At 64.0% G+C, this 25,902-nt stretch carries 21 protein-coding genes and 1 tRNA gene; 14 read left to right on the forward strand and 8 right to left on the reverse strand.

The features are described from left to right. The first annotated feature begins 206 nt into the window (after positions 1-206). A complete protein-coding gene (locus ACTIFE_RS14190; protein WP_439529856.1) occupies positions 207-1,142 on the forward strand; it encodes a polyprenyl synthetase family protein in 936 nt (311 codons plus the stop codon). A gap of 81 nt (positions 1,143-1,223) precedes the next feature. On the opposite strand, the gene ACTIFE_RS14195 is transcribed toward ACTIFE_RS14190, so the two are convergent. Together ACTIFE_RS14195 and ACTIFE_RS14200 are read right to left on the reverse strand one after the other, a co-directional pair. Next, entirely contained in the window at positions 1,224-2,150 is a 927-nt protein-coding gene (locus tag ACTIFE_RS14195) for a 4-(cytidine 5'-diphospho)-2-C-methyl-D-erythritol kinase (protein ID WP_439529813.1), read from the reverse strand. Between the two features lie 7 nt (positions 2,151-2,157). Next, the gene (locus tag ACTIFE_RS14200; RefSeq protein WP_439529814.1) at positions 2,158-3,972 is read right to left on the reverse strand and encodes a tetratricopeptide repeat protein; all 1,815 of its coding nucleotides are present in this window, start codon (positions 3,970-3,972) and stop codon (positions 2,158-2,160) included. Positions 3,973-4,317: 345 nt separating this feature from the next. On the opposite strand from ACTIFE_RS14200, the gene ppdK reads away from it, so the two are divergent. Genes ppdK through ACTIFE_RS14215 form a run of 3 tightly spaced genes read left to right on the forward strand, consistent with a single transcriptional unit; the run spans position 4,318 to position 8,441 of the window. Beyond that, entirely contained in the window at positions 4,318-6,981 is a 2,664-nt protein-coding gene (gene ppdK, locus ACTIFE_RS14205; protein WP_439529815.1) for a pyruvate, phosphate dikinase, read from the forward strand. Positions 6,982-6,985: 4 nt separating this feature from the next. Further along, positions 6,986-7,936 (forward strand): methylmalonyl Co-A mutase-associated GTPase MeaB, encoded by a 951-nt coding sequence (meaB, locus tag ACTIFE_RS14210; protein ID WP_439529816.1) that lies wholly within the window; start codon positions 6,986-6,988, stop codon positions 7,934-7,936. A gap of 58 nt (positions 7,937-7,994) precedes the next feature. Continuing rightward, entirely contained in the window at positions 7,995-8,441 is a 447-nt protein-coding gene (locus ACTIFE_RS14215; protein ID WP_439529857.1) for a MerR family transcriptional regulator, read from the forward strand. On the opposite strand, the gene ACTIFE_RS14220 is transcribed toward ACTIFE_RS14215, so the two are convergent. From ACTIFE_RS14220 to map, 3 genes are all read right to left on the reverse strand, one after another. Continuing rightward, complete coding sequence (locus ACTIFE_RS14220; protein WP_439529817.1) at positions 8,407-10,671, reverse strand: putative bifunctional diguanylate cyclase/phosphodiesterase; 2,265 nt, start codon at positions 10,669-10,671, stop codon at positions 8,407-8,409. The two genes, ACTIFE_RS14215 and ACTIFE_RS14220, sit on opposite strands and share 35 nt — an antisense overlap. Before the next feature lie 117 nt (positions 10,672-10,788). Beyond that, complete coding sequence (gene radC, locus ACTIFE_RS14225) at positions 10,789-11,499, reverse strand: RadC family protein (protein WP_439529818.1); 711 nt, start codon at positions 11,497-11,499, stop codon at positions 10,789-10,791. Between the two features lie 337 nt (positions 11,500-11,836). Then, a complete protein-coding gene (gene map / locus ACTIFE_RS14230) occupies positions 11,837-12,664 on the reverse strand; it encodes a type I methionyl aminopeptidase (protein WP_439529858.1) in 828 nt (275 codons plus the stop codon). Between the two features lie 283 nt (positions 12,665-12,947). On the opposite strand from map, the gene ACTIFE_RS14235 reads away from it, so the two are divergent. After that, positions 12,948-13,032, forward strand: a tRNA-Leu gene (locus ACTIFE_RS14235). Positions 13,033-13,053: 21 nt separating this feature from the next. Here ACTIFE_RS14235 and ACTIFE_RS14240 read toward each other — a convergent pair. After that, entirely contained in the window at positions 13,054-14,181 is a 1,128-nt protein-coding gene (locus ACTIFE_RS14240) for a LacI family DNA-binding transcriptional regulator (protein ID WP_439529819.1), read from the reverse strand. 163 nt (positions 14,182-14,344) lie between these two features. Here ACTIFE_RS14240 and ACTIFE_RS14245 point away from each other — a divergent pair, with 163 nt between their 5' ends. From ACTIFE_RS14245 to sfsA, 9 genes are all read left to right on the forward strand, one after another. Next, positions 14,345-15,667, forward strand: a complete 1,323-nt coding sequence (locus ACTIFE_RS14245) for an ABC transporter substrate-binding protein (RefSeq protein ID WP_439529820.1) — start codon at positions 14,345-14,347, stop codon at positions 15,665-15,667. Positions 15,668-15,796: 129 nt separating this feature from the next. Beyond that, complete coding sequence (locus tag ACTIFE_RS14250) at positions 15,797-16,744, forward strand: carbohydrate ABC transporter permease (RefSeq protein ID WP_268135799.1); 948 nt, start codon at positions 15,797-15,799, stop codon at positions 16,742-16,744. Then, positions 16,741-17,679, forward strand: a complete 939-nt coding sequence (locus ACTIFE_RS14255) for a carbohydrate ABC transporter permease (RefSeq protein WP_439529821.1) — start codon at positions 16,741-16,743, stop codon at positions 17,677-17,679. The genes ACTIFE_RS14250 and ACTIFE_RS14255 overlap by 4 nt, the downstream gene beginning before the upstream one ends. Beyond that, positions 17,676-17,864, forward strand: coding sequence for a hypothetical protein (locus tag ACTIFE_RS14260; protein ID WP_268135803.1), 189 nt, complete (start codon positions 17,676-17,678; stop codon positions 17,862-17,864). Before ACTIFE_RS14255 ends, ACTIFE_RS14260 begins: the two co-directional genes overlap by 4 nt. A 4-nt stretch (positions 17,865-17,868) precedes the next feature. Further along, positions 17,869-18,966 (forward strand): ABC transporter ATP-binding protein, encoded by a 1,098-nt coding sequence (locus ACTIFE_RS14265; protein ID WP_439529822.1) that lies wholly within the window; start codon positions 17,869-17,871, stop codon positions 18,964-18,966. Next, positions 18,959-19,954, forward strand: a complete 996-nt coding sequence (locus ACTIFE_RS14270; protein ID WP_439529823.1) for an ABC transporter ATP-binding protein — start codon at positions 18,959-18,961, stop codon at positions 19,952-19,954. Before ACTIFE_RS14265 ends, ACTIFE_RS14270 begins: the two co-directional genes overlap by 8 nt. A 13-nt stretch (positions 19,955-19,967) precedes the next feature. Continuing rightward, complete coding sequence (locus ACTIFE_RS14275; protein ID WP_439529824.1) at positions 19,968-21,590, forward strand: dihydroxyacetone kinase subunit DhaK; 1,623 nt, start codon at positions 19,968-19,970, stop codon at positions 21,588-21,590. A gap of 147 nt (positions 21,591-21,737) precedes the next feature. After that, entirely contained in the window at positions 21,738-23,183 is a 1,446-nt protein-coding gene (locus ACTIFE_RS14280; protein ID WP_439529825.1) for a TrkH family potassium uptake protein, read from the forward strand. 9 nt (positions 23,184-23,192) lie between these two features. Then, on the forward strand, positions 23,193-23,894 hold the full coding sequence (gene sfsA, locus ACTIFE_RS14285) for a DNA/RNA nuclease SfsA (RefSeq protein WP_439529826.1): 702 nt from the start codon (positions 23,193-23,195) through the stop codon (positions 23,892-23,894). A gap of 286 nt (positions 23,895-24,180) precedes the next feature. Here the strand turns inward: sfsA and ACTIFE_RS14290 are convergent, their stop codons facing one another. Continuing rightward, positions 24,181-24,873, reverse strand: a complete 693-nt coding sequence (locus ACTIFE_RS14290) for a L,D-transpeptidase (RefSeq protein WP_439529827.1) — start codon at positions 24,871-24,873, stop codon at positions 24,181-24,183. A 117-nt stretch (positions 24,874-24,990) separates the two neighbouring features. Beyond that, a complete protein-coding gene (locus ACTIFE_RS14295; protein WP_439529828.1) occupies positions 24,991-25,335 on the reverse strand; it encodes a hypothetical protein in 345 nt (114 codons plus the stop codon). Positions 25,336-25,902: the final 567 nt, after the last annotated feature.

The following is a 25,902-nucleotide window of genomic DNA, read 5'->3' on the forward strand; positions in this document are numbered from 1 at the left end:
GCTGCGTCGTGGACAAGTCTGTTCAACGGTTTGTCAAGTGAATGCTCCCTTGCCCCGGACCGCCGAGGTGCCTATTGTCCGCCAAAACCTGACCCCTCGCCAGACCCGTTGGGAGAGTGCATTTGGCAGCCCTTGTCGCTTCCGCACCGGATAAAAGCCGCGCCCAGCCGGGCATCCAGCTTCTCGTGGACCTCGTTGCCGCCGACATGCAGAAGGTCAACGAACTGATCCTGTCCAAGGCCGGCTCGAATGTCGAACTGATCCCGGTGATCGCCAAGCATCTGATCGATTCCGGCGGCAAGCGGCTCCGGCCGATGTTGACGCTCGCCCTTGCCGACATGTTCGGCTACGCGGGCAATGGCCATGTCATCCTGGCGGCCAGCGTCGAGTTCATGCACACCGCGACGCTGCTGCATGATGATGTGGTGGATGAAAGCGACATGCGCCGCGGCAAGCTCGCCGCGCGCAAGCTCTGGGGCAATCAGGCCAGCGTGCTGGTCGGGGATTATCTGCTCGGCCAGGCCTTCAAGATGATGGTCGACGTCGGTTCGCTCGAAGCCCTGCGCATTCTCGCCGAGGCCTCTGCGGTGATCGCCGAGGGCGAAGTGATGCAGCTCGGCGCGGCCAAGAACATCGAGACCAGCGAAGCGGCCTATCTCAAGGTCATCGAGGCCAAGACGGCCGCGCTGTTTGCTGCGGCTGCCGAAGTCGGTCCGGTCATCGCCGGTGAGAGCGACGCCATCCGCGCCGCCGCCCGCCGTTACGGCATGGACTTGGGCCTCGCCTTCCAGCTCGTCGACGATGCCCTCGACTACGGCGGCTCCTCTGCTGACCTCGGCAAGCAGGTTGGCGATGACTTCCGCGAAGGCAAGATCACGCTGCCGGTGGTGGTGGCGCTTGAACGCGGGTCCGATGAAGACCGCGCCTTCTGGAAGCGTTGCCTCGAAGCCGGCGACATCCGCGACGGCGATCTCGACCATGCGATTGCCCTGCTGCGCCAGCATGGGGCCATCGAGGAGACCGTTCTGCGCGCCCGCCATTACGGTGCCAGCGCCCTGGCAGCCCTCGACGCCCTGCCGGAGACGCCGCATCGCCAGGCGCTGGCGGATGCCGTCGAGTTCTGCATCGCCCGCGTTAGCTGACTTAGCGCCCTCTGTTTCGGCTTGAATCAGATTGTGCGCCGTCCCGGCCTCGTGCCGGGACCTGTTAGGCTGGTCACGACGTCACGCCTGCAGCGCAGGGCTTCCCGCCACCCACCAGCCGGGGTGGCCGCGCGACAGGTCGCTGACCAGCCCTTGAACCTCAGCCGCCGCGCATAGGGCAAAGCAGGTGGCTCCGGATCCGGACATGCGAGCAAGGGAAATGCGCGGGTCGGCCTTCAGGGTTGTCAGAACCTCGCCGATGGCCGGACAGATCGAGATGGCTGGCGCTTCAAGGTCATTGCGCGCCTTGCTGAGGTAATCCAACAGCATGTCAGAGCTGGAAAAGGCTTCGGAAAAGTCATCCGGCAGGTCCGGCAGGGCTGCATTGTTGCGGGTCTGCAGCGCCTTGAACACATCCGGTGTGGCCACCTTCTGGCGCGGGTTGACCAGAACCAGGCCGAGCTGCGGCAGTTTCGGCACGGGCGACAGCTCTTCGCCGATGCCGCGCATGCGCCGGGCGCTCTGGCTGAGGCAAACGGGGACATCCGCACCGAGCCCGGCCGCAATGTCGGCGAGCACCGCCTCGGGCACGTCGACGCCGATATGCAGGGCCATCAGCCGGAGGGCTGCGGCGGCATCAGCGGACCCGCCACCAATGCCGGAGGCGACCGGCAGACGCTTTGTCAGGCGGAGATGGAAGGCCGGCTCGGCCATGTCGAGCCGTTTTGCCAGCGCCCGCACGGCGCGCAGCACCAGGTTGCTGTCCGGGTCCTCATCCTTCAACTCGGTCCCGAAAGGCCCCTCGATGGTGAGATGCAGGCGATCCGCCGGTTCGGCCAAAAGCACGTCACCAATGGCCGGAAACACCACCAGACTGTCGAGCAGATGATAGCCATCCGCCCTCTGGCCGGTGATATGCAGTGCGAGGTTGACCTTGGCCCGCGCCAGTTGCACCCGGGGCGGCGGCGGCCCGCGCCGTGCCTCCGGGCTCGCGTCCCTGTCGCCCATTGCAGCCTCAGCCGCCATTGCCACTGGTGTTGGCGGCCGTCGGGGTCGTCGGGTCTTCCTTCAGGCCATTGGCGATCTTGTCGAGGATCTTTGGCAGGTCTTCCGGCTCCGGGTTCAGGTCGCGGGCATGGTTCCACTGGAACCGCGCCTCCAACCGCCGTCCGACTTTCCAGTAGGCATCGCCGAGATGGTCGTTGATCGTCGGGTCGCCGGGTCGCAGTTCCACGGCGCGTTCCAGTTCCTCGACGGCGTCCTCAAAACGACCAAGGCGGTAATAGGCCCAGCCCAGGCTGTCGACGATGTAGCCGTCGCTCGGGCGCAAGGCGACGGCCTTCTTGATCATGCCCAGCGCTTCATCCAGCTTCAGGTTCTGGTCGACCAGTGAATAGCCAAGGTAATTCAGCACCATCGGCTGGTCCGGATAGAGCTCCAGCGCCTTGCGCAGATCCGCTTCCGCGCCATCCCACTGCTTCAGCCGCTCGCGGGAGATGCCCCGGTAGTAGAACAGGGTCCAGTGCTGGCCCTCGACATCCGTCAACGTGGCGATGCCGTCCGAATAGACCTTTTCCGCCTCGGCAAACATCTTGTGCGCGCGCAGCACGTTTCCGAGCGATGTGACCGCCTCCAGGTCGCTCGGATCCTGCTTGATCAGCGCCTCCAGATGCGCCCGGGCCTCGTCGACCTGCTCCATGGCGTTGAAGTTCAGGGCAATCTGGATTTCCGCATCCCGCTTCAGCGGCGATGTCTCCGGCACCTGTTCCAGCGCCTCGATGGCGCGCTGCGGGTTGTTCATCCGCTCATAGAGACCGCCGAGCGCGATGGCGGCAAAGTCGGCGTCCGGATTGAGATAGAGCGACAGGTTCAGATAGGCGGCGGCGAGTTCCTCGGCGCCATCCCGGCCAATGGCCGACCCGAGACCGTTCAAAAGTTCAGCGACGCCGAGCAGCGGGCTCTTGACCAGCGGGGGGATCTTCTTGCCGGACTCGATTGCCTCGCGGCTGGCCTTCAGCAGCGGATGGCCGGGAACGATCTCGTCATATTCGGCCAGAACCGCAAGCGCTTCCTTCTTCTTGCCATTGGTGGCCAGCAGACGCGCATAGGAATCGGCCACGCGCAGCGCGCCCCGGTCTGCGTTATAGGCCGTCTCGATCCGCTCCAGCGCCAGTTTCGGCCGGCCGGCGTTCTGGGCGATCAGGGCCGCATGATTGGCCTTGAACACGTCGAACCACTCCGGACCCTTGAGGCCATCGATCCGCGACAGGGCCTTGTCGACTTCGCCGGCTCCAGCTTCCATCCAGGCCTTGGCCAGGGTCAGCGTCAGTTCGGCCAGCGGACCGCCGCCCGGATCATTCTTCAGCGCCGAGGCCGCCGAGCGGAACTTCTTGTCCTGCGCCAGGTTGACCGACGTCACCAGGTAGCCGAGAAAATTGCCGAGTTTCAGTGCATCGAGATCAAGTGCGAGTTCACCGGCAAAGTCGATCTCGCCATTGGCCATCTTCAGCATGAAGGTGCGTTCCAACAGGAACGGGTTCTGCGGATCCGTCGCCAGGGTCTCTTCATAGAAGGCGGCGGCGGACGCAAAGTCCTTCACGCGGGTGGCCAGGCGGCCGGACAGGTAGCTGCCTGACTGGGTGATGTTCAGATCATCCGGCGTCCCCGGGCGGACCGGCTCGGCAGTCTGTGACGCATGCACCGGCGCAACGAGGGCCGGCACCACAAGGGCCGGCATGGCAAGGGCGACCAGCGCGGTCGTCAGCAGCCCCCGCAGGCGGAAGCGGGAAATCAGCCGGAGTTTCCTCGGCGCGGCGATGACGTTCTTCATTGATCCTCGCAGGTAACCTCGCAGGACATGCGTATCGGACGCATGGCCGGAGCCGGACCGATTCAAGCCTGTCCAGTGAACTCAGATGACAGTGGCGGGTTTGTGGCGATGCGGCAAGCAACTGTATTCCGGTCGCTACAAACCCGTGGTCAAATCCCTGTGCATGGTAGACCAATTACCAAGCCGGCTGTTGCAGGCTTTGGTCGGTTGCAGTGCAAAAAAGGCTTGTGTCGCCCCCCCTTGACGTAGCAGGAATACGCCTGCTCCGGGCACCGGCTTTGCCGGTTCCGGACCTGAAGTGACCGGCAGGGACCGACAGGACCTGCTGTAAGGGCGGAGGCGGAAATGTCCAAGTGGGTCTATGGGTTTGGCAATGGTGCCGCGGAAGGCGATGCCAGCATGAAGAACCTGCTCGGTGGCAAGGGGGCAAACCTTGCCGAAATGAGCAATCTGGGCCTGCCCGTTCCCCCGGGCTTTACCATTCCGACCGAGGTCTGCACCTGGTATTACGACCACGACAAGACCTATCCGGCTGATCTTTCTGCCCAGGTGGAGGCCGCGCTTGCCGATATCGGCCGCCTGACCGGCCGGGCTTTTGGCGACACGGTCAATCCGCTGCTGGTCTCCGTGCGCTCGGGTGCCCGCGTGTCCATGCCGGGCATGATGGACACGGTTCTAAACCTTGGCCTCAACGACAACACCGTCAAGGCGATCGCGCAGAGTTCTGGCGATGAACGCTTCGCGTATGACAGCTACCGCCGCTTTATCCAGATGTATGGCGACGTGGTGCTGGGCGTTGATCATCATTCCTTCGAGGAAATCCTGCAGGAGGTGAAGGACGAGGCCGGGCATGTGCTCGACACCGAACTTTCCGCGGCCGAGCTTGCCGGCATCATCGAGCGCTTCAAGGATCTCGTTGCCGAGGAACTGGGCCGTCCGTTCCCGCAGGATCCGATGGAGCAGTTGTGGGGCGCCATCAGCGCTGTGTTCGGCTCCTGGATGACCGCCCGCGCCCAGACCTACCGCCGCCTGCATGACATTCCCGCCAGCTGGGGCACCGCCGTCAACGTCCAGGCCATGGTGTTCGGCAACATGGGCGAGACGTCTGCCACCGGCGTTGCCTTCACCCGCAATCCCTCCACCGGCGAGAAGGCGCTCTATGGCGAGTTCCTCGTCAATGCCCAGGGTGAGGACGTGGTCGCCGGCATCCGCACGCCGCAGGACATCACCGAAAAGGCCCGCATCGAGGCGGCCTCCGATCGTCCCTCGATGGAACGGCTGATGCCGGATGCCTATGCCGAGTTCATCCGCATCTGCGACCGGCTGGAAGCCCATTACCGCGACATGCAGGATCTGGAGTTCACCATCGAGCGCGGCAAGCTGTGGATGCTGCAGACCCGCTCGGGGAAGCGGACCACCAAGGCGGCGCTGAAGATTGCCGTCGACATGGCCGCTGAAGGCCTGATCACCGAAAAGGAAGCCGTGCTGCGCGTTGAACCCTCCGCGCTGGACCAGCTGCTGCATCCGACCATCGATCCGAAGGCCGAGCGCAATATCTTCGTCACTGGATTGCCGGCGTCGCCGGGTGCGGCCTGCGGCGCCATCGTCTTCACCTCGGAAGAAGCCGAGCAGGCCAAGGCCGCTGGCCGCAAGGTCATCCTGGTGCGCGTGGAAACCTCGCCTGAGGATATTCACGGCATGCACGCGGCCGAGGGCATCCTCACCAGCCGCGGCGGCATGACCTCGCATGCCGCCGTGGTGGCGCGCGGCATGGGCAAGCCCTGCGTCTCCGGCGCCGGGGCTTTGCGCATCGACTACCGCAATGGCACCGTCAGTGCAGGTGGCAAGGTGCTGGACAAGGGGCAGGTCGTCACCATCGACGGCTCGACCGGCCAGGTGCTGATCGGTGAGGTGCCGATGCTGCAGCCGTCCCTGTCCGGCGACTTTGCCAAGCTTATGGTCTGGGCCGATGCTGGCCGCCGCATGAAGGTGCGCGCCAACGCCGAAACCCCGGCCGACGCCCGTGTCGCCCGTGAGTTCGGCGCCGAGGGCATTGGCCTTTGCCGCACCGAGCACATGTTCTTTGACGGCGAGCGTATCCTTGCCGTGCGTGAAATGATCCTGTCCTCGACCGAGGAGGGACGCCGCGCCGCCCTTGCCAAGCTCTTGCCGATGCAGCGCAATGATTTTGTCCAGTTGTTCGAGATCATGAAGGGGCTGCCGGTCACCATCCGCCTGCTCGACCCGCCACTGCACGAGTTCTTGCCGCATTCGGACGCCGAGATCGCCGAAGTGGCAGCAGCTATGGGCGTCTCCGCTGACAAGCTGCGCGAGCGGGCGATGGAACTGGCCGAGTTCAATCCGATGCTCGGCCATCGCGGCTGCCGTCTGCTGGTGTCCTATCCGGAAATCGCTGAAATGCAGGCCCGCGCCATCTTCGAGGCTGCGGTCGAAGCCGGCAAGCGCACCGGCGCCCCGGTTGTGCCGGAAGTCATGGTGCCGCTGGTGGGCCTCAAGGCCGAGCTGGACCTGGTGCGTGGCCGCATCGATGCCATGGCCAAGGCGGTGGCAAGCGAAACCGGCAGCGCCATCGACTATCAGGTCGGCACAATGGTGGAGTTGCCGCGCGCGGCCCTGCGCGCCGGCGAGATTGCGGAGGCGGCGGAGTTTTTCTCCTTCGGCACCAACGACCTCACCCAGACCACCTTCGGCATCTCGCGCGATGACGCCTCGTCGTTCCTCGGGACCTACCAGCAGAAGGGTTTGATCGAACAGGATCCCTTCGTCTCGCTCGACCGTGACGGCGTCGGCGAATTGATCAGCATCGCTGTGGAGCGTGGCCGCAAGACCCGCCCGGACATCAAGCTCGGCATCTGCGGTGAACATGGCGGCGACCCGTCGTCGATCCACTTCTGCGAAAGCGTCGATCTCGATTACGTCTCCTGCTCGCCGTTCCGCGTGCCGATTGCCCGTCTGGCGGCGGCGCAGGCGGCGCTGAAGCGAAGCTGACGTCATGAGCGATGGGGCAGGGGAGGCACTCGCCCTTCTGCGGCAGGGCGGCAAGCTCGCGCTGTCCCGTGCCCTGTCGCGCCTGGAAGCAGAGGAAGGCAGCGCCGGTCTGGCGGCGCTGCTCGATCTTGCGGTCTCAGAAGGTTCCGGCCGCGCGCTGGGCCTCACCGGCCCCCCGGGCGTCGGCAAGTCGACGCTCACCAATGCGCTGATCCGTGGCTTTCGTGCGGGTGGCGACACGGTCGGCGTCTTGGCGGTGGACCCGTCCTCGCGGCTTACCGGCGGGGCGCTCTTGGGCGACCGCACGCGGCTTGCCACCGATCCGGAAGATCAGGGCATCTTCGTGCGTTCCATGGCGGCGCGGGATCGTCTCGGCGGCCTGTCCGACCACGCCATTGCCGCCATTGCCCTGTTCCGGGCCGCGCGGGATCAGGTCATCGTCGAATCGGTTGGCATCGGCCAGTCCGAGGCGGATGTGGCCTTTGCCGTCGACACGCTTGTCCTGTGCATCCAGCCCGGCTCCGGCGACAGTCTTCAGTTCATGAAGGCCGGCGTCATGGAGCTGCCCGACATCATCGTCGTCACCAAGGCCGACATGGGTGCGGCCGCCGCCCGGGCGAAGTCCGATGTTGAGGGCGCGCTCAGCCTGTCGCGCCTTGCCAGCCAGGACTGGACGGTGCCCGTGCTGACCGTTTCAGCGGCGGAGGACAAGGGAACGGCGGAGCTGATGCAGGCCATTGCCCGCCACCAGGCCTATCTCACATCCAGCGGCAAGGGGGCGACCCGCTATCTTGCGCAGCAGCGTGACTGGGTTGCCGACTTCGTCCAGACCCGCTATGGCCGCGCGGGCGCCAGCCTTGTCGATGTCCCCGCCCGTCTGAGCCTTGCCGGCGGTCCCTTCGCGGCCATGGCCGACATCCGCGCCGATTTGGACAGGCGGCTCGGACTGGTCTAGTCTTTGAGCTGGTTCCAAGCAGCCCTGACCTGGACAAGACTTGCCCATGAAAACCCCGATGACCATCGGTGACGTTGCCCGTGAGACCGGGCTGCCGTCCAAGACCCTGCGCTATTACGAGGACATCGGCCTCGTCCGCCCGCATCGGCTGGACAACGGCTACCGGACCTATGATCCGGTGGATCTGGAGCGCCTGCGCTTCCTCAAGCGGGCCCGTTCGCTGGGTTTTTCAATCGAGGAATGCCGCAGTCTGATCGACCTGCAGGACAATCCGGACCGGTCCAATACCGAAGTCCGGCGCCTGGCGCTCGCTCATATCGCAGCGCTGGATGAGAAGATCCTGGAACTTGCTGCCCTGCGGCAGGCGCTGGAACACACGGTTGCGCTGTGTCCGGGCGATGGCCGACCGGAATGTGCGATCCTGGAGGAACTGTCGGGGGAGGAGAGCCGCCTTGATACGCGAGGCAAGCCTAGCTCGCCCGCAGCTTGTTCGCAGCGATCTTGATCCGGCCGTCGATCAGGCTGTCGGCAATGACCGGGGCAATTTCATGCGCCGGGCCCGGGCGGCTGATGTAATAGCCCTGAAGCCGCTCGCAACCGATCGAGGTCAGGAATTCCATCTGCTCTGGCGTCTCGATGCCTTCGGCGACGACAGTCATGCCCAGGGCCTCGCCAAGGTCGATGATCGTGCGCAGAATGGCCTGGGCCTGCGGACAGTCCCCGGCCGGCAGGATGAAATCCCGGTCGATCTTGAGAATGTCGAAGGGGAAGCGGCGCAGGTAGCTCAGCGATGAATAGCCGGAGCCGAAGTCGTCGAGCGCGATCTTGATGCCGAGTTCCCGCAGCCGCTTCATCACGTTGAGCACGGCCATGTCCTTGCCGGCAAACACCGTTTCCGTCACTTCGATTTCCAGCCGCGATGGTGGCAGGTCAAAGGAGGCGAGCGTCTCGATCAACTGGTCGATGAAACGCGGATGGCGGAACTGGGTTGGCGAGATGTTGACCGAGATCATGACATCCGGCCACAGATGCGCATCGCGGCAAGCACGGCGCAGCACCCAGAGCCCCAGATCATTGATCAGGCCCGTTTCCTCGGCAATCGGCACGAAGCTCGCAGGGCTGATCGGGCCGCGTTCGGGATGATTCCAGCGCACCAGGGTCTCGATGGCGCTGATCTTGCCGGTCTTCGACGACAGCTGCGGCTGGTAGGCGACGGCCAGCGCGTCATTGTCGATGGCGCGGCGCAGTTCGCGGGCGATGTTGTCGCGCGTCTGGACATATTCTTCCATCGAAGGATCGAAGAACGACCAGCGGCCGCGTCCGTTGGCCTTCGCATCATAGAGCGCGATGTCGGCCTTGCGCAGCAGTTCGCCGGCCCCGGTGCCGTCCTGGGGAGAGATCGCCGCGCCCATTGACAGGCTGACGAACAGCTCGGTTCCGGCCACTTTGACCGGACGGATCAACTCATCCTGCACCCGGCTCAGCTGGTACTCGATCAACGCGCGCGACGAGCACTGGCTCAGCACCATGGCGAATTCATCGCCAGAGATGCGGGCAAGGGTGCCGGTCGGAGGTACGACACCGCGCAGCCGGGCGGTGACGGCGCGCAACACCTCGTCGCCCGCCGCATGGCCGAGGGTATCGTTGATGTCCTTGAAGTGATCGAGGTCGATGTAGACCACCGCCGTCAGGCCCTTGTCGTCATAGGCATGCGCCAGGGTCTGGGTCAGGAGCCCGGTAAAATAGTCGCGGTTGGGCAGGCCGGTCAGGCTGTCATGCTGGGCGGCATAGACGGCTTTTGCCTCGCTGCTGGCAAGTTTGCGGGTGGATGAGCGGGCATAGTTCAGCAGCACGCCGGTCAGGACGGCAACAGCGAGCGCCAGGATCACCATCACCGGCAGGATCCGGTTGAGCATTTCAGAGCCCGGGCTTTTCGAAACCCAGTTCAGCCGTACAACCGGCTGGTTGTTCGGATCCCGCAGCACCAAGTCTGCCATGCCGCTGCGGCTGTTGCCAGGCTGCGTTGCGGCAATGCTCGACAGGCCGGCCATTTCCGACAGGCGGCCTAGCGCCAGGCTGTTGAGTGGCACGAAACTCACGATCACCGAAGGCGGTTCGCGCTCCGCGCCGATGGTGTGCAGGTCGGGGGCGATGGCTGTCACGGAGAAATAGTAAGGCGCGGCATCGATGCGCGCGAGACCGGTTTCGAACAGGGAATGATGGAAGTTGCGATAGACCGGCTGGAACTTGTAGGTCCCAGAGGGGGTACGCACGAAACTGTTGATGTAACGGGCCCGGACCCGCGCAATTGGGCCTTTCAGGGCATTTAGCAACTGGTCATTGACCCAGTTGCTGTCGCCGGAGCGATCGAAGGCGACGAGAACTTCGCGCCTGCTGTCCAGGATCAGGCTGCGGCTATGACCATAGCCTTCCGCGAGCCAGGCCGAGACGTGATGGCGCAGCCAGTCACGGCTTTCGGTGCCGCGTTCAGCGCGAAAGAACGCATCATCCCAGACGGCGGCCCCTTCCTGCTGCTTGGCGATCTGGTCCAGCTGCAGCTGGATCGCTTCCTGCAACAGGTTGCGCTCGCTGGTGACGGCCGCCTCATCGGTGAGCCGGGAAGACCAGACAAGAATGGCAAAGACGAAGACAACGGCAAGCGCAACAATCCCGATCACCGGCATGATGATCGTATTGGCAATCTTGCCACTTCTTGCGCTTGATCCCGATTCCATCCTTGCCTACCCTGCATGAGTCAGCGAACGCTAGCGCAGACGCCTTAAGGAAAGGCCGACGAATATAGTTAAAAATACCTGATCATCGAACATCGATGAATGAAATACAGTTGCGCCTCAAAGCAGTTGCAGGCCCCGGAAACTGACTTCCGTGCCCCGGGCAACGATGATGTGGTCATGCACCTCGATGCCCAGCGGCTTGGCGATGTCGATGATCTGACGGGTCATCTGGATGTCCGCGCGCGACGGCGTCGGATCGCCGGAGGGATGGTTGTGCACGAGGATGATCGCCGTGGCCGACAGCTCCAGCGCCCGGCGGATCACTTCGCGTGGATAGACCGGGGTGTGATCGACCGTGCCGCGCTGCTGCACTTCATCGGCGATCAGGCCGTTCTTCTTGTCGAGGAACAGGATGCGGAATTCCTCGCGCTCTTCATGCGAGCTGGCCGCGCGCAGGTAGTCCACCACCTTCGACCAGGATGACAGCGCATCGCGCGTATTCACTTCAGCCCTGGCGTAGCGCTTGGCGGCGGCCTGCAGCAGCTTCAGATCATCCGCCACCCGCTCGCCGACGCCCTTCACCTCGAGAAGCCGCGCCCGTGGGGCCGCCAACACGCCTGCGAAGGAGCCGAACCTGGCCAGCAGCGCCTTGGCGATTGGCTTGGTGTCGGCGCGCTTGATCGTGGCAAACAGGATCAGTTCGAGGAGTTCGTAATCGGCAAAGCCGTCTGCGCCATGCGCGCGAAAGCGGTCGCGCAGCCGGTCACGATGACCAAGATAATGCGCCGGGGCCGGGGCATCGGAAAATCCGGTGTCATCCTCGGCCATAGCGTCTCCTCGCCGGCCGTTTCGCTAGCGCGCGTATGGCGTTTCGGGTGTCCAGGATGCGGGAAAAGCGCTGGATGTATGTGATCCTGCCGAAGCCGTTCTGTCCCCCTCCCCCTTGAGGGGAGGGGTCAGGGGTGGGGGTAACAGCTTGCAAGCGCGGGGAAACTGATGTTTCGCGTCCGGCTTGTTCAACAGGCTTTGTCATCGGACCGGTTCTCTCGGGGACCCCCACCCCTCACCCCTCCCCCAAAGGGGGAGGGGAACTGAGAGGCCTCAATTACAGTCGGCGTTCACATGCGATTGCGAAGGGTTGTGGCTGCTTGCCTGTGCCCGCGTCCTACCGGTCGAAGCCGGGCCGGTGCAGGCCCTTTGGCGATAGGGTAAAGATCTCGCAGCCGTCCGGCGTGATGCCGATGGAATGTTCGAACTGCGCCGACAGCGAGCGGTCGCGGGTGACCGCTGTCCAGCCGTCGCTCAGCACCTTCACCTGCGGCCGGCCAAGGTTCACCATCGGCTCGATGGTGAAGATCATGCCGGGCTTCAGCTCGACACCTTCGCCGGGCCGGCCATAGTGCAGGATGTTCGGCGTGTCGTGGAACAGGCGCCCGAGGCCATGGCCGCAGAAATCGCGCACAACCGAGCAGCGCTCGCGCTCGACGAAGGTCTGGATCGCCGCGCCGATGTCGCCGGTGGTGTTGCCGGGTTTGGCTGCGGCGATGCCCAGCATCAGGCTTTCGTAGGTGACTTCGATCAGCCGCTCGGCCGCGCGCTTCAGTTCGCCCACCGGATACATCCGGCTCGAATCGCCATGCCAGCCATCGACGATATAGGTGACGTCGATGTTGACGATGTCACCGTCGCGCAGCGGCTTGTCATTGGGAATGCCGTGGCAGACGACGTGGTTGATCGAGGTGCAGGAGAACTTGGTGTAGCCGCGGTAGTAGAGCGTCGCCGGCAGGGCGTTGTGCTCCCGGCCGAAGGCCTGCACGAAATCATCGATCTCCTGAGTGGTCACGCCCGGCTTGACGATATCGGCCAGGGCATCAAGGCAGGCCGCCGTCACGGCGCCAGCCTTGCGCATGCCGGCGAAGTCTTCCGGCCCGTAAAGGCGGACCTGTCCGGTGTTCTTCAGGGGTGCTGTTGCCGCGTCGATATAGGTGACCATGTCCGAAAGGGGTGTCCGTATCTGTTCTGTCCTGCGCCGGATCGAGGCGGACCGCCGGGAGAGGGGGCGGCGCCGGCCTGAAGCGCCACCCTTCACAAGGCGGCTGTCCGGTAGGCTGTCATCGTTCATCGCGTGTGCCGTTGTCCTTCCCGTTAATATGCGCGGCGGCATCGCGCAAGGAAAGACCTTCCGGCATGGCGCGGGATTTTTGTTTGGCGCGCCGAATGACCCCTCTTGGCTCTTGCGAAGCCGCTTTGGCAGCGCTAGGTGATGCCGTCTTGCCGCGGACGTGGTGAAACCGGTAGCCACAGCAGACTTAAAATCTGCCGTCTTCTGACATGCGGGTTCGAGTCCCGCCGTCCGCACCAATCCCACCCGTCGCCTCCGCCTCACAGGTTCGTTGGTAGCAGGATTTCGACGCGAATTTTTTCCTGCGAGTCCAGCGTGCTGCGCTGGTCGGACATGGCTTTCAACTTGCGGATGGCGCTGCGGGCCAGGTGCCCAGGATCCTGGGTGATCACGGCATCCACGCCGCCGCCGCGCAGGGCCTGTTCCGTAAAGGGCGTGCGCTCATGAGCGATAGTGACGATGTGTCCCGGCATGCGTCCGCCTGCGCCCGGATCCTGACCCTGGTCCTGGCCTCGGCGGATCTCGTCCAGCACGGTCAGCGGGATGCGGGGCTCCGAGGACAGGATATACGCCGCCACCACGGACTGGCGGCGCAGGGCTTCGGCGATGATCCGCCGGGCCCGATCCGCATTGCCATAGGTTTCCAGCGAGGGTAGGGCAGTGAGATGCGGAAACTGGGCGTTGATCACCCGGTCGAAGCCGAGCCGCCGCTCCAGACTGTCCCGCGACTGCATGGTCTCCGAGACAATCAGTATGCTGCCGCTCGTGGCGCGTACGAAGCGGCCGAGGAGCGTGGCGGCTGTCGCTCCGGCGGCGTGGTTGTCGATGCCGACCCAGTCGCCGTCAATCGGCTGGTTGGAGATGAAGGGCAGGGCCTTCACGCCCCTTTCGCGCAGGCGCAGGATGGCGTCGCGCACCTGCGGTGTTTCCGGCGCCATGATCGCCACGCCGTCGCACACCGAGGCATCCAGCGTGCCGAGATAGGCGGCGATGGCGTGCGGATCGTTTTCATCGAGCTGCTTGACTGCCGTCGTCGCCATGTCGTCGACCAGGATCATGTCCGCCTCGCGGATGTGGCGGATGATCTCGGTCAGGAACAGGTCGCCTGAGCGTGGAAGCACGAAGATGAAGCGATAGGCGCGGTTCTTGGCAAGGTTCGCCGCTGACAGGTTGCGGACGAAGCCGAGGTCCTGGATCGCCTTGTTGACCTTGTCGATGGTCTTCTGCTTCACGCCTTCGCGCGCATTCAGCACCCGATCGACCGTTGCGCGGCTGACGCCTGCAGCCTTGGCAAGGTCCTTCGTTGTCGGACGGATGAGGTTGAACCCGTCATCGAGCGCGTCGAATTCGTGATCTCGATCAGACTGTTGGCTTCTATGAAGCGTCATTTTTCTTGCGCTGCGTCCGTTTCCCGTCGCCATCAATAGCATGATTTGAGACACGAGCATCATTTTTTGCTTGTTTTGAGACACGTGTCTCAAATAATGTTGCTGCAACGGACAGGTGAAGCCGAGGAGGGCGAGGCCGGTCTGTTTTGGGAGGAACGATCCAATGAAATCCAGACTGCTGATGGCAGGCGCAAGCGCCCTGCTGATGTGCGGGCTTGCCGGCAACGCCAAGGCCGAGAACCTCACCCTGTGCTGGGCGTCCTGGGACCCGGCCAATGCCCTTGTCGAGCTGAGCAAGGACTTCGAGAAGAGCTCCGGCCACAAGATGAGCTTCGAATTCGTGCCCTGGCCGAATTTTGCCGACCGCATGCTCAACGAGCTGAATTCCGGCGGCAAGCTGTGCGACCTGATGATCGGCGACAGCCAGTGGATCGGCGGCGCGGCGGAAAACGGCCACTACGTGAAGCTCAACGACTTCTTCGATGCCAATGGCATCAAGATGAGCGACTTCATCGATGCCACCGTCATGGGTTATTCCGAATGGCCGAAGGGCACGCCGAACTATTGGGCGCTGCCGGCCTTTGGTGACGTGGTAGGCTGGACCTATCGCAAGGACTGGTTCGCCCGTCCGGAGCTGCGCGCCGAGTACAAGGCCAAGTACGGCCGTGAGCTGGAAGCGCCGCAGACCTTTGCCGAGCTGAAGGACATCGCCACATTCTTCCAGGGCCGCGAGATCGACGGCACCAAGGTCTATGGCGCCTCAATCTACACCGAGCGCGGCTCGGAGGGCATTACCATGGGCGTCATGGACGTGCTCTACAGCTTCGGCTTCCTGTACCAGAACCCGGACAAGCCCTATGACATGGAGGGCTTTGTCAATTCCAAGGGCTCCGTCGCAGGGCTGGAATATTACAAGTCGCTTTATGACTGCTGCACCCCTCCGGGCTCGTCCAACGGCTACATGAGCGAAGGCATCGATGCCTTCAAGTCGGGCCAGGTGGCGATGCAGATGAACTTCGCCTTCACCTGGCCGGGCTTTGAGAGCGATGCCAATGTCGGCAAGGGCAAGACCGGGTATTTCGTCAACCCGAAGGGGCCGGATGGCAAGCAGTTCGCCCAGCTCGGCGGCCAGGGTATTTCGGTTGTCTCCTATTCGCAGAAGAAGGATGCCGCGCTTGAATACATCAAGTGGTTTGCCCAGCCGGATGTCCAGGCGAAGTGGTGGACGATGGGCGGCTTCTCCTGCCTGAAGGCGGTGACGCTGGCCCCTGACTTCCCCAAGAGCCAGCCCTACGCCCAGGCCTTCCTCGACTCGATGGCCGTGGTGAAGGACTTCTGGGCGGATCCCAGCTACGCCACCCTGCTGCAGGATGCCCAGAAGCGGTTCCATGACTATGTCGTGGCCGGCAATGGCACGGCACAGGAAGCGCTGGATGGTCTCGTCCGCGACTGGATCGAGACCTTCGAGGATGATGGCAAGCTCTGAGTGAACGTTGCCCGGGCGCGGCATGGCTGCCGCGCCTGCGGTCCCGCGAAGCTCCTTACCGGACGCTGCCTTGCTGGCGTGTTGCAGGCCTTGAGCTGGCCAGCGCCTGGCCTTGAAACTGGAAACACCATGACCGACCAATCGACAGACCGGGCGCCAACGGCCTCCCGGCCGCTGCGGGGGCATGTCGTCAGGGGGTTGAGTGACCGGGCGGTGGCCTGGATCTTCATCGGCCCGACGATCCTGCTGCTGCTGGCGATCAACATCTTCCCGCTGATCTGGACCATCCGGCTGAGCCTGACCAACTACCGCGCCAATCGCACCGCGGAGGCTGTCGAGTGGGTGGGGCTGCGCAACTATCAGCGCATCCTGACCGATCCCGACATCTGGCACACCATGCAGGCGACGGCGCATTTCCTGATCTGGACCATCGTCCTGCAGGTGCTGATCGGCTTCACGCTGGCCTATCTGATCAACAAGAAATTCCGGGGCAACGACCTGTGGACCACGCTCATCGTCCTGCCGATGATGCTGAGCCCGGCGGTGGTCGGCAATTTCTGGACCTTCCTGTACCAGCCGCAGATCGGCCTCTTCAACTACGTCGTCGGCTATCTCTCCGGCGTTGACCCCTCGTCCTTCTCGATGATCGGGGATGTCGCTCTGGCTCCCTGGGCGATCGTGATTGTCGACACCTGGATGTGGACGCCGTTCGTCATGCTCATCTGCCTCGCTGGCCTGCGCTCCATTCCGGAGTCCATCTACGAGGCGGCGGAATGTGACCGGGCCAGCAAATGGCGGCAGTTCTGGACCATCACCATCCCGATGGCGCTGCCTTTCCTCATGCTGGCGGTTCTGTTCCGCGGCATCGAGAACTTCAAGATGTTCGACCTGGTCGTGCAGCTGACCGGCGGCGGTCCCGGGTCCATCACCGAGTTGACCTCGATCAACCTCAAGCGCGAAGCCTTCGAGAAGTGGCGCACCGGCTACGCCAGCGCCTATGCCGTGATCCTCTTCGTCACCGTCTTTGGCCTTGCCTCGATCTATGTGAAGGCGCTCAACAAGGTGAAGCAGCGATGAGCAGCTATTCCGTCACCCATCCCTCGCTGAGGCAGAAGTGGTTCGCCGGTGTGATCGTCGTCGTCTATGCGCTCATCACGCTGATGCCGCTGATCTGGATCGTCGCCACCGGCTTCAAGTCGCCCTCCGATGCCATTGCCTATCCGCCCAAGGTCGTGTTCGAACCAACGCTGGAAGGCTACGTCAACCTGTTCACCACGCGCACCCGGCTTTCGCCGGAGGCCCTGGCGGCGGCAGGTCCCGCTCAGACCTGGTACGACGAGATCGTGCGCCAGTATGACATGGTCATTTCCGGTCCCAGCCGCTATGGCGAGCGCTTCTTCAACTCCGTCATCATCGGCTTCGGCTCCACCTTCCTGTCGATCTTCCTCGGCACGCTGGCGGCCTATGGCTTCTCAAGGTTCCGGGTGCCGCTGAAGGATGACCTCCTGTTCTTCATCCTGTCGACGCGGATGATGCCGCCGGTGGCGGTCGCCATTCCGATCTTCCTGATGTTCCGCGAGGTCGGCCTGTCCGACACGCATCTGGGCATGATCCTGCTCTACACAGCCGTCAACCTGTCCCTGTCTGTCTGGCTGCTCAAGGGCTTCATCGACGAGATCCCGATCGAATACGAGGAAGCTGCGCTCATCGACGGCTACACGCGGTTCCAGGCCTTCTACAAGGTGGTGCTGCCGCAGGCCGCGACCGGGATCGCCTCGACGGCAATCTTCTGCCTGATCTTTGCCTGGAACGAATACGCCTTCGCGGTGCTGCTCACCTCCGGCACGGCGCAGACCGCGCCGCCCTTCATTCCGACGATCATCGGCGTCGGCAAGGACTGGCCGGCGGTTGCCGCTGGCGCCACCCTGTTCCTCGTCCCGGTCATGGTCTTCACCGTCCTGTTGCGCAAGCACCTGTTGCGCGGGATCACCTTCGGAGCTGTCCGCAAATGAGAGCGCTCGTTCAGGACCTTGCCCGGCTGCGCCGGGGGCCATGGGAAATGCTGGCAACCGTGCTCATCGCACTTGGCGTCGTCATGCTCATGCAGCCGGTTTCGCTGTGGCTTTACACCCACTCCTTCGTGGTCACGCTTGTCGGCACGGTGATGTTCATCATCGTCAGCCATTTCCCGGAGTAGGCCGATGGCCCAGATCCGAATTGAAAACCTGCGCAAGGAGTTCGGCGCCTTTACCGCCGTCCGCTCCTCCAGCTTCACCATCGAGGACGGCGAATTCTTCATGCTGTTGGGTCCGTCCGGCTGCGGCAAGACCACGACCCTGCGCATGATGGCCGGTCTCGAACTGCCGACCAGCGGCCATATCTACATCGACGGCGAGGAGGTCAGCCAGAAGCGGGCGAGCCAGCGCGACATTGCCTTCGTGTTCCAGATGTTCGCGCTCTACCCGCACATGAACGTGCGCAAGAACATCAGCTATCCGCTGGTCAGCCAGGGCATGTCCCGGGCCGATGTCCGGCGCAAGGTGGCGGAAGTGGCGAAGATCCTGCGCATCGAGGACATTCTCGAGCGCCCCGTCGGCGGCCTGTCCGGCGGCGACCGCCAGCGCGTCGCGCTGGGCCGGGCCATCGTGCGCGAGCCCAAGGCCTTCTTCATGGACGAACCGCTCGGCGCGCTGGATGCCGAGTTCCGCGAGCACATGGCCGAAGAGCTGCGCGCACTGCATGACCGGATGGGGGCAACAACCGTCTATGTCACCCATGACCAACTCGAGGCCATGCAGATGGGCGACAAGATCGTCGTCATGAACCACGGTGTCGTCGAGCAGTTCGGCGTGCCGCAGCAGATCTACGACTGGCCGGCAACGAAATTCGTGGCCGAATTCATCGGCACTCCGCCGATGAACTTCCTCGACTTCGAAGGGACCGTTCCGAACGGAGCGACACAGGTCGCGCTGGGCGAGGCCGTCTTCACTGTCCCGGAACAACTGACGGGCGCGCAGGGAGCTCTCACTCTCGGCGTGCGTCCGGAACACGTCACCCTGTCGGATGCCGCGCCCTACCGGGCTGAGGTTCTGGCCCAGGAATATCTTGGCACAACCCAGATCATCACGCTGCGCACCGCTCATGGCCTGCTCAAGGCCCGGATTGCGTCGGATGTGCCGGTCCGGCTGGGGGAGGTGACCGGCGTCCTGTTGGATGCCCGCAAGCTCACCGTATTTGACGCGACAACCGGCCGGGCGTTGGTGTCGAAGGGCAATCAGGAGGCGCTGCGTCATGGCTGAAGTCAGTCTTCATGGCATTTCCAGACGTTTCGGTGCCACGCTGGCTCTTGATGATGTCAGCATGACCGTGCCCGACGGTTCCTTTGTCATCCTGCTCGGCCCCACCGGTGCCGGCAAGACGACGATCCTGCGGATGGTCGCCGGTCTCGATGCACCGGATGCGGGCGAAGTTCTGATCGGTGGCAAGTCCATGGCAGGCTTCACCCCGGCGCAGCGCAACGTTGCCATGGTGTTCCAGCAATACTCGCTCTATCCGCATCTCAACGTGCGCGAGAACCTCGCCTTTCCGCTGAAATCGCCGATGCTGCGCACGCCGCAGGCGGAGATTGACCGCAAGGTGAAGGAAGTGGCGGAAATCCTGCGCATCTCGCACAAGCTCGACAACAAGGCGACTGCCCTGTCGGGCGGCGAGATGCAGCGTGTGTCCATCGGCCGGGCCTTGGTGCGCAATCCGGCGGTCTATCTGATGGACGAGCCGCTTTCCTCGCTGGATGCCAAGCTGCGCGCCGATCTGCGTGTGGAGCTGAAGAACATCCAGGCCAACTCCGGCGCGACGCTGCTCTATGTCACCCATGACCAGATCGAGGCGATGACCATGGCCACCCATGTCGGCGTGCTCGATCAGGGTCGGCTGGTGCAGTTCGGCTCGCCGCGGCAGATCTATGAGGATCCGGTCAGCGTCTACGCGGCTAGCCGGCTTGGCCAGCCGCGCATCAACGTGCTGCCGGCCGATCTCTTCGCCGGCGCCCCGCACGGTGCCGCGTCGATTGGCCTGCGTCCCGAACACATCGCGCAAGGGGAAGGGGAGGAGAGCTTTGTCAGCCGCGTCGAGCATCTCGGCGACCAGACCCGGCTGCATCTCACTCTGCGCAACCATGCCATTGTCACCGTCACTGATGCCCACACGACGCTGAAGCGTGGCGATGCGGTGCGAATCCGTCCACGCAATCCGCTGTATTTCGACGCCACCGGCGCAAGACTGATCTGAGGGAGGAAGCCCGATGACCCATTTCATGAACAGGAAGGAAGACCTCGTCACTGAAGCGATCGACGGGGCGCTCATTGCAGCCGGGGGCACGCTGGCGCGTCTTGATGGCTATCCGCACATCCGCGTTGTCGTGCGCAGTGACTGGACCAAAACCCGCGTGGCCCTCGTCTCCGGCGGTGGCTCGGGGCATGAGCCGGCGCATGTCGGCTTCGTCGGCAAGGGCATGCTGACAGCAGCGGTCTGCGGCGATGTCTTTGCCTCGCCGTCGGTCGATGCCGTCCTTGCTGCCATTCTGGCGGTGACCGGTCCGGCCGGCTGCCTGCTCATCGTCAAGAACTACACCGGCGACCGTCTCAACTTCGGCCTTGCCGCCGAACGTGCCCGTGCCTTTGGCCACAAGGTCGAGATGGTGGTGGTCGACGATGATGTCGCCCTGCCGGATCTGCCGCAGGCGCGTGGTGTCGCCGGAACACTGTTCGTGCACAAGATCGCCGGGGCTCTCGCCGAAGCCGGGCGCGATCTGGAAAGCATCGCGGCAACGGCCCGCCGGGTCATTGCCGCCAGCCACAGCATCGGCATGTCGCTGGACACCTGCACTGTGCCCGGCTCGCCGAAGGAACATCGCATCCCGGCCGGCAAGGTCGAGCTTGGCCTTGGCATTCACGGCGAGGCCGGGTTCGAGCAGATCGACTATGTCGATGCGCGCCAGGCCATGGTCGCGGTCGTCGACAAGCTGCGCGGATGCATGTCGGACAAGCCGCATGTTGCCCTCCTGAACAATCTGGGCGCGGCCTCGGTGCTCGAGATGTCGGTTCTGGCGCATGAGCTGATCCGCTCCTCCATCGGCGAGCGCATCACCTGGCTGATCGGTCCGGCCGCAATGATGACCTCGCTCGACATGCACGGGTTCTCCGTCTCGGTGCTGGAACTGGAGGAGGGCGATGCGGCCCTGCTGGCTGCACCGACGCCCGTGGCCGGCTGGCCCGGCTGCACCGAACTGCGGCCAAGCCGCATCCTGCCGCTGCCGGATGGCCTGTCGCCGATCAAGGCCATGCCTTCGCCTCATGCGGCAACACGTGCGTTCCTCTTGTCCTGCTGCGAGGTGCTGATCGGTGCTGAAGTGGCCCTCAACGCCCTCGACGCCAAGTCCGGCGATGGCGACACGGGCTCGACCCTGGCCAATGCGTCCCGCGCCTTGATTTCGGCGCTGGATGCCCTGCCGCTGGCCGATCCGACCCAGCTCTACCGCGCCATCGGTCAGGAGCTCAGCCAGACCATGGGCGGCTCGTCCGGCGTGTTGCTGGCGATCTTCTTTGCCGCGGCCGGCGACGCCTCGTCCTCCGGCCTGTCCATACGTGAGGCGCTGAAGGCGGGGCTGGATCGGATGCAGCAGATTGGCGGTGCCATGCCCGGCGACCGGACCATGATTGACGCCTTGCAGCCGGCCCTGGAGGCGCTGGACGAGAGCCTTGCGGCGGCCGCTGCGGCGGCGCGCAAGGGGGCGAACCATACTGCCACCCTGACCCGCGCCAAGGCTGGCCGCTCGTCCTACCTTAACGCCGACCAGCTTCTCGGCCACAATGACCCGGGCGCGGAAGCGGTGGCGATTCTGTTCGAGCATCTGGCGCGGCACTGAAACCTGCCCCCTTGGCTCCTTGCATCTGCCAGAGGCCAAGGGGGCAGATGAAGGCTCGACAGGCGCGGCCTACCGGGGCAATGTGCGCGGCGCGGAGCCTCGGACGCTATTTCCTGCCGGGCCCGCTCCGCAAAGGACCCAGCCGACGTGATTGCATTGCGCCCCATACTCTATGTGCTGGGCATTCTCTATGTGGCGCTGGCCACCGTGATGCTCGTGCCGGCGATGGTGGATGTCGCGGCCAAGAACGCGGACTGGCAGGCCTTTGTCTTTTCAGCCTTTCTCACGGGTCTGGTTGGCATGTTGCTGGCCATTGCCGTCGACGGATCGCTGAAGAAGGGCCTGTCGATGCGCCAGACCTTCCTGCTGACGGTGCTGGCCTGGATCACCATTCCCGGCTTTGGCGCATTGCCGTTCTTCTGGCTCGGCCTCGGGCCGGCCGATGCGGTGTTCGAATCGGTATCGGGCTTCACCACCACCGGCGGCACCGTGCTGACCGGGCTCGATTCGCTGCCGCCGGGCATACTCGTCTGGCGTTCGATGATGCAGTGGACCGGCGGTATCGGCGTTGCGGTCATGGGCATTTTCCTGCTGCCGTTCCTGCGCGTCGGTGGCATGCAGTTGTTCCAGAGCGAGAGCGGGGAGGGCGGCGAGAAGATCGTCGGCCGCTCGGTCGAACTGATCCGGCTTATGGTTGTGATCTACGCCGGGCTGACTGCGGCTTGTGCAACCGGATACTACCTGACCGGCATGGATGCGTTCGACGCGATCAACCACGCCATGACCACCCTGTCGACGGGCGGCTACTCGACCTATGACGCGTCTTTCGGCGCCTTTGCAGCCGACGGGCCGGCCTGGGTCGCCATCGGCTTCATGCTGGTTGGCGCCTTGCCGTTTGTTCTCGTCATCCAGGCGCTGCGCGGCGCGCCGCTGCAGCTCTGGCAGGATCCGCAGGTCCGGGCGATGCTTGCGCTCATCGGCATCATCACCTTTGGCCTGACGGTGCATCTGGGCGCCACCCAGTCGCTCGGGTTCTTTGATGCGTTGCGGCTCGCGGCCTTTACCATTGTCTCGCTGATCACCACCACCGGCTTCTATCTCACCGACTACACGCTCTGGGGCGGGGTTGTCGTGGGCATGGTGCTGCTGCTTGCCTTTGTCGGCGGTTGCACCGGGTCCACTTCGGGCGGGGTCAAGATCTTCCGTTACCTGGTGCTTCTGGCGGCGGTGCGCTCGCATCTGCGCAAGATGGTCCGCCCGAACCGGGTCACCGCCGAAACCTTCGGCAAGACCCGCCTGACGCCGGACCTCTCGTCTGCGGTCCTGGTCTATCTGGTGCTCTATACCGGCTCTGTCGCGGCCGTCTGCCTGTGTCTGGCCGCCTTCGATATTGCCTTCATCACCAGTCTGGCGGCTGCGGCCAGTGCGGTTGGCAACATCGGGGCCGCCCTTGGCCCGCTGGTCGGCCCGGACGGAACCTTTGGCGCTCTGCCGGACGGGGCCAAGTGGCTGTTGTCGGGGGCCATGCTGCTCGGGCGGCTGGAACTGATCGTGGTCCTGGTCATGCTCGACCCGGATTTCTGGTCCAATTGAGGCTTACCCATGGATTTCACGCAAAGCCTGATCGGCGGCCGCCTTGTGCGCCGCTACAAGCGGTTTCTGGCCGATGTGATCCTCGACGCCGATGGCAGCGAGGTGACGGCCCATTGCGCCAACCCCGGCTCGATGCTCGGCCTCAATGCACCCGGGTCCCGCGTCTACCTGTCCCGTTCGGACAGTCCCACGCGCAAGCTGCCGCTCAGCTGGGAACTCATCGAAGCTGATGGCGTTCTGGTCGGCATCAGCACCGCACATCCAAACCGACTGGTGGAGGAGGCGATTGTGGCCGGAGCTCTTCCAGGCCTGACTGGTTATCCGGACCTGCGCCGTGAAGTGAAATACGGCGTCAACTCCCGCATCGACATTCTCCTCGAGGCGCCTGACCGGCCGCGCTGCTATGTCGAGGTGAAGAATGTCCATCTGATGCGCCAGCCAGGGCTGGCCGAATTTCCAGACAGTGTCACCGCGCGTGGTGCCAAGCACCTTCGAGAGTTGTCAGACATGGTGCGGGAAGGCCATCGGGCCGTGATGGTCTATCTGGTCCAGCGCCCGGACTGCGACCGTCTCGCCCTGGCCAGCGATATTGATCCGGCCTATGCCAAAGCGCTTGACGAGGCTCGCGCGGCCGGCGTCGAGGTCATCGCCATCGGCTGCTCCGTTACGCCGGAAGCGATCCGGGTCAACCGGGTCGTTGAGGTGGTGTGAGGGGAGCTTCCGGACGCCTGCGCTACTTACTCTCGTCGCTCCTGCCTTCGCAGGAGCAACGAGGGAGAAACTGGTGCCTCACCCTCTCTCGTCGCTCCTGCGCAGGCAGGAGCCTAGTACCCCCGGTCTTGTTTGGTGACTTCAGCGGAAGTACCGGCTCACAAGGCGGTATGGTTTACCGCCGGTGTGCTGTTTCGGCCGCCTCGATTACTGGGCTCCTGCCTGCGCAGGAGCGACGAGGGGGCGACCGCCGCCTGGCAGCGGCAGCCCTTACCTCAATCCGCTATCAGGCCTGAGCGCCCTGCAGCACCACAACGCGCGTATCGTTCGGAACGCGGTTGTAGAGGTCGATGATGTCCTGGTTGATCAGTCGAACGCAGCCGGACGACACCGCCGTACCAATGGTCCAGTATTCGGCCGAACCATGGATCCGGTAGATCGTGTCGCGGTTGCCCTCGAAGATATAGAGTGCGCGGGCGCCAAGCGGGTTGGCCAGGCTGGGTTCCATACCATTGCGATAGGGCTCAAGCTCGGGCTGGCGCGCGATCATTTCCGCTGGCGGCGTCCACCGGGGCCATTCGCGCTTGTAAGCGATGCGCGCTGTGCCGCCCCAGGCAAAGCCGGCGCGGCCGATGCCGACGCCATAGCGCATCGCCTGTCCGCCTTCCATGGTGAGGTACAGGAAGCGGTTCGGCGTGTCGACGATGATCGTGCCGGTCGGTTCGTTCGAGGAATAGGGCACGACCTGGCGGTAGTAGATCGGATTGACCTTGCGCAGGTCCACGGCCGGGATTGGGAACCGTTCGTTCGGCATTGCGGCATACATGCGCAGATATTCCTCCGGAATGCGCGGACCGGAGGGCTGGTAGGGCTCGTAAGGCATGCCAGGCGAGGGAATCGGCTGGGCGTAGCGCGTGGTACAGCCGGCGAGCAGGGTTGCGGAGGCTGCGGCCAGGAGCTGGCGGCGGGAAAGCAACATGTAACAACCTCGGTGTCTGGATCGGTCCTGGCCGGTCTGAAGGCCGGACGTGTTGTCCTTGTGTCTCAGATTCAACTTGCCGGGAGCTTAAAGCCCTGGCCGTTGAGCTAATTTCTGTCAGGCAAAGCCGGCTTTGGGCGGCGGGACGTCCGTCTCGCGCGGCGCATCACTTCGCGCCTCAAGCCGGGCGGGCAATCGCGGTTCAACGCGCCAGCCTGGCGTCGGTTCCATCGCCAGGGCCGGTTCGGGCCGGAAATCAGGGCATTTCGCCTGCAGGCACCGCTTCAGCTTGCCAAGATCGGCACGCATTCGCTCGTCGGCGATCGAGACATGCCGCTCCGGCACCGTGCGCAGGCCCGCCAGTGTCACGTCAGCCGGCGAGGGGGCCGCAATCGGGCGCAACGCGATCAGCACCAGGGCAACCAGCCCCAGCAGCCGTCCGGCCCAGATCAGACCCTGCATGGGTCGCAGGCATATGTGTGTCAAGAAATCCATGCCCTCGCATCGCGGCAGATTGTGGCGCGGATTGGGACAGGTGGCGTCAAATGGGCGTGAGCCTTGCGTGATTGGGCATTTTTCACGCAGTGTGACTTTTTCGCCTCGGTGTGGTCCGCATGCGGCTTACGGGCACAACTGGCGTCACGAAACCAGCACGGGCCCAGTAGGGCCTCTCGGCTCCTCAACTGGGGCAGGGCCATTGGAGATGTAGCCAGACGGTTTTCGCGGCCTCGAAGCTCCCCTCCCCCTCGTGGGGAGGGGTAAGGGGTGGGGGCACGGGAAGCTGTTAGATCACAATGAGTCTTAACTACGCCTGGTCAGGAACGTGAACCCTGGATCTTAGTCCGCTCCCCCCACCCCCAAGCCCCTCCCCACGAGGGGGAGGGGAGCGGAGAGGCCGATGTTGATGACAAGGCACGCATCTTTTTCTTTCTTCATGGTCGGGCTTGTCCCGACCACCTGCTGGTCATCGATTTGCGCAGATCCTCGGCTCAAGGCCAAGGATGACGAAGGAGACGGGGGCGGCTCGCC

It is taken from the genome of Pannonibacter sp. (genome assembly GCF_051860505.1).
Classification (GTDB): Bacteria; Pseudomonadota; Alphaproteobacteria; order Rhizobiales; family Stappiaceae; genus Pannonibacter.

Bases quoted from the DNA above. Each gene is read 5' to 3' on its own strand.
- sfsA (WP_439529826.1), top strand. From the start codon at position 23,193: ATGGATTTCACGCAAAGCCTGATCGGCGGCCGCCTTGTGCGCCGCTAC.
- ACTIFE_RS14255 (WP_439529821.1), top strand. From the start codon at position 16,741: ATGAGCAGCTATTCCGTCACCCATCCCTCGCTGAGGCAGAAGTGGTTC.
- ACTIFE_RS14295 (WP_439529828.1), bottom strand. From the start codon at position 25,335: ATGCAGGGTCTGATCTGGGCCGGACGGCTGCTGGGGCTGGTTGCCCTG.
- ACTIFE_RS14265 (WP_439529822.1), top strand. From the start codon at position 17,869: ATGGCCCAGATCCGAATTGAAAACCTGCGCAAGGAGTTCGGCGCCTTT.
- ACTIFE_RS14245 (WP_439529820.1), top strand. From the start codon at position 14,345: ATGAAATCCAGACTGCTGATGGCAGGCGCAAGCGCCCTGCTGATGTGC.
- ACTIFE_RS14220 (WP_439529817.1), bottom strand. From the start codon at position 10,671: ATGGAATCGGGATCAAGCGCAAGAAGTGGCAAGATTGCCAATACGATC.
- map (WP_439529858.1), bottom strand. From the start codon at position 12,664: ATGGTCACCTATATCGACGCGGCAACAGCACCCCTGAAGAACACCGGA.
- ACTIFE_RS14290 (WP_439529827.1), bottom strand. From the start codon at position 24,873: ATGTTGCTTTCCCGCCGCCAGCTCCTGGCCGCAGCCTCCGCAACCCTG.
- ACTIFE_RS14195 (WP_439529813.1), bottom strand. From the start codon at position 2,150: ATGGGCGACAGGGACGCGAGCCCGGAGGCACGGCGCGGGCCGCCGCCG.
- ACTIFE_RS14200 (WP_439529814.1), bottom strand. From the start codon at position 3,972: ATGAAGAACGTCATCGCCGCGCCGAGGAAACTCCGGCTGATTTCCCGC.
- ACTIFE_RS14250 (WP_268135799.1), top strand. From the start codon at position 15,797: ATGACCGACCAATCGACAGACCGGGCGCCAACGGCCTCCCGGCCGCTG.
- ACTIFE_RS14240 (WP_439529819.1), bottom strand. From the start codon at position 14,181: ATGACGCTTCATAGAAGCCAACAGTCTGATCGAGATCACGAATTCGAC.
- radC (WP_439529818.1), bottom strand. From the start codon at position 11,499: ATGGCCGAGGATGACACCGGATTTTCCGATGCCCCGGCCCCGGCGCAT.
- meaB (WP_439529816.1), top strand. From the start codon at position 6,986: ATGAGCGATGGGGCAGGGGAGGCACTCGCCCTTCTGCGGCAGGGCGGC.
- ACTIFE_RS14215 (WP_439529857.1), top strand. From the start codon at position 7,995: ATGACCATCGGTGACGTTGCCCGTGAGACCGGGCTGCCGTCCAAGACC.
- ppdK (WP_439529815.1), top strand. From the start codon at position 4,318: ATGTCCAAGTGGGTCTATGGGTTTGGCAATGGTGCCGCGGAAGGCGAT.
- ACTIFE_RS14270 (WP_439529823.1), top strand. From the start codon at position 18,959: ATGGCTGAAGTCAGTCTTCATGGCATTTCCAGACGTTTCGGTGCCACG.
- ACTIFE_RS14275 (WP_439529824.1), top strand. From the start codon at position 19,968: ATGACCCATTTCATGAACAGGAAGGAAGACCTCGTCACTGAAGCGATC.
- ACTIFE_RS14260 (WP_268135803.1), top strand. From the start codon at position 17,676: ATGAGAGCGCTCGTTCAGGACCTTGCCCGGCTGCGCCGGGGGCCATGG.
- ACTIFE_RS14190 (WP_439529856.1), top strand. From the start codon at position 207: ATGCAGAAGGTCAACGAACTGATCCTGTCCAAGGCCGGCTCGAATGTC.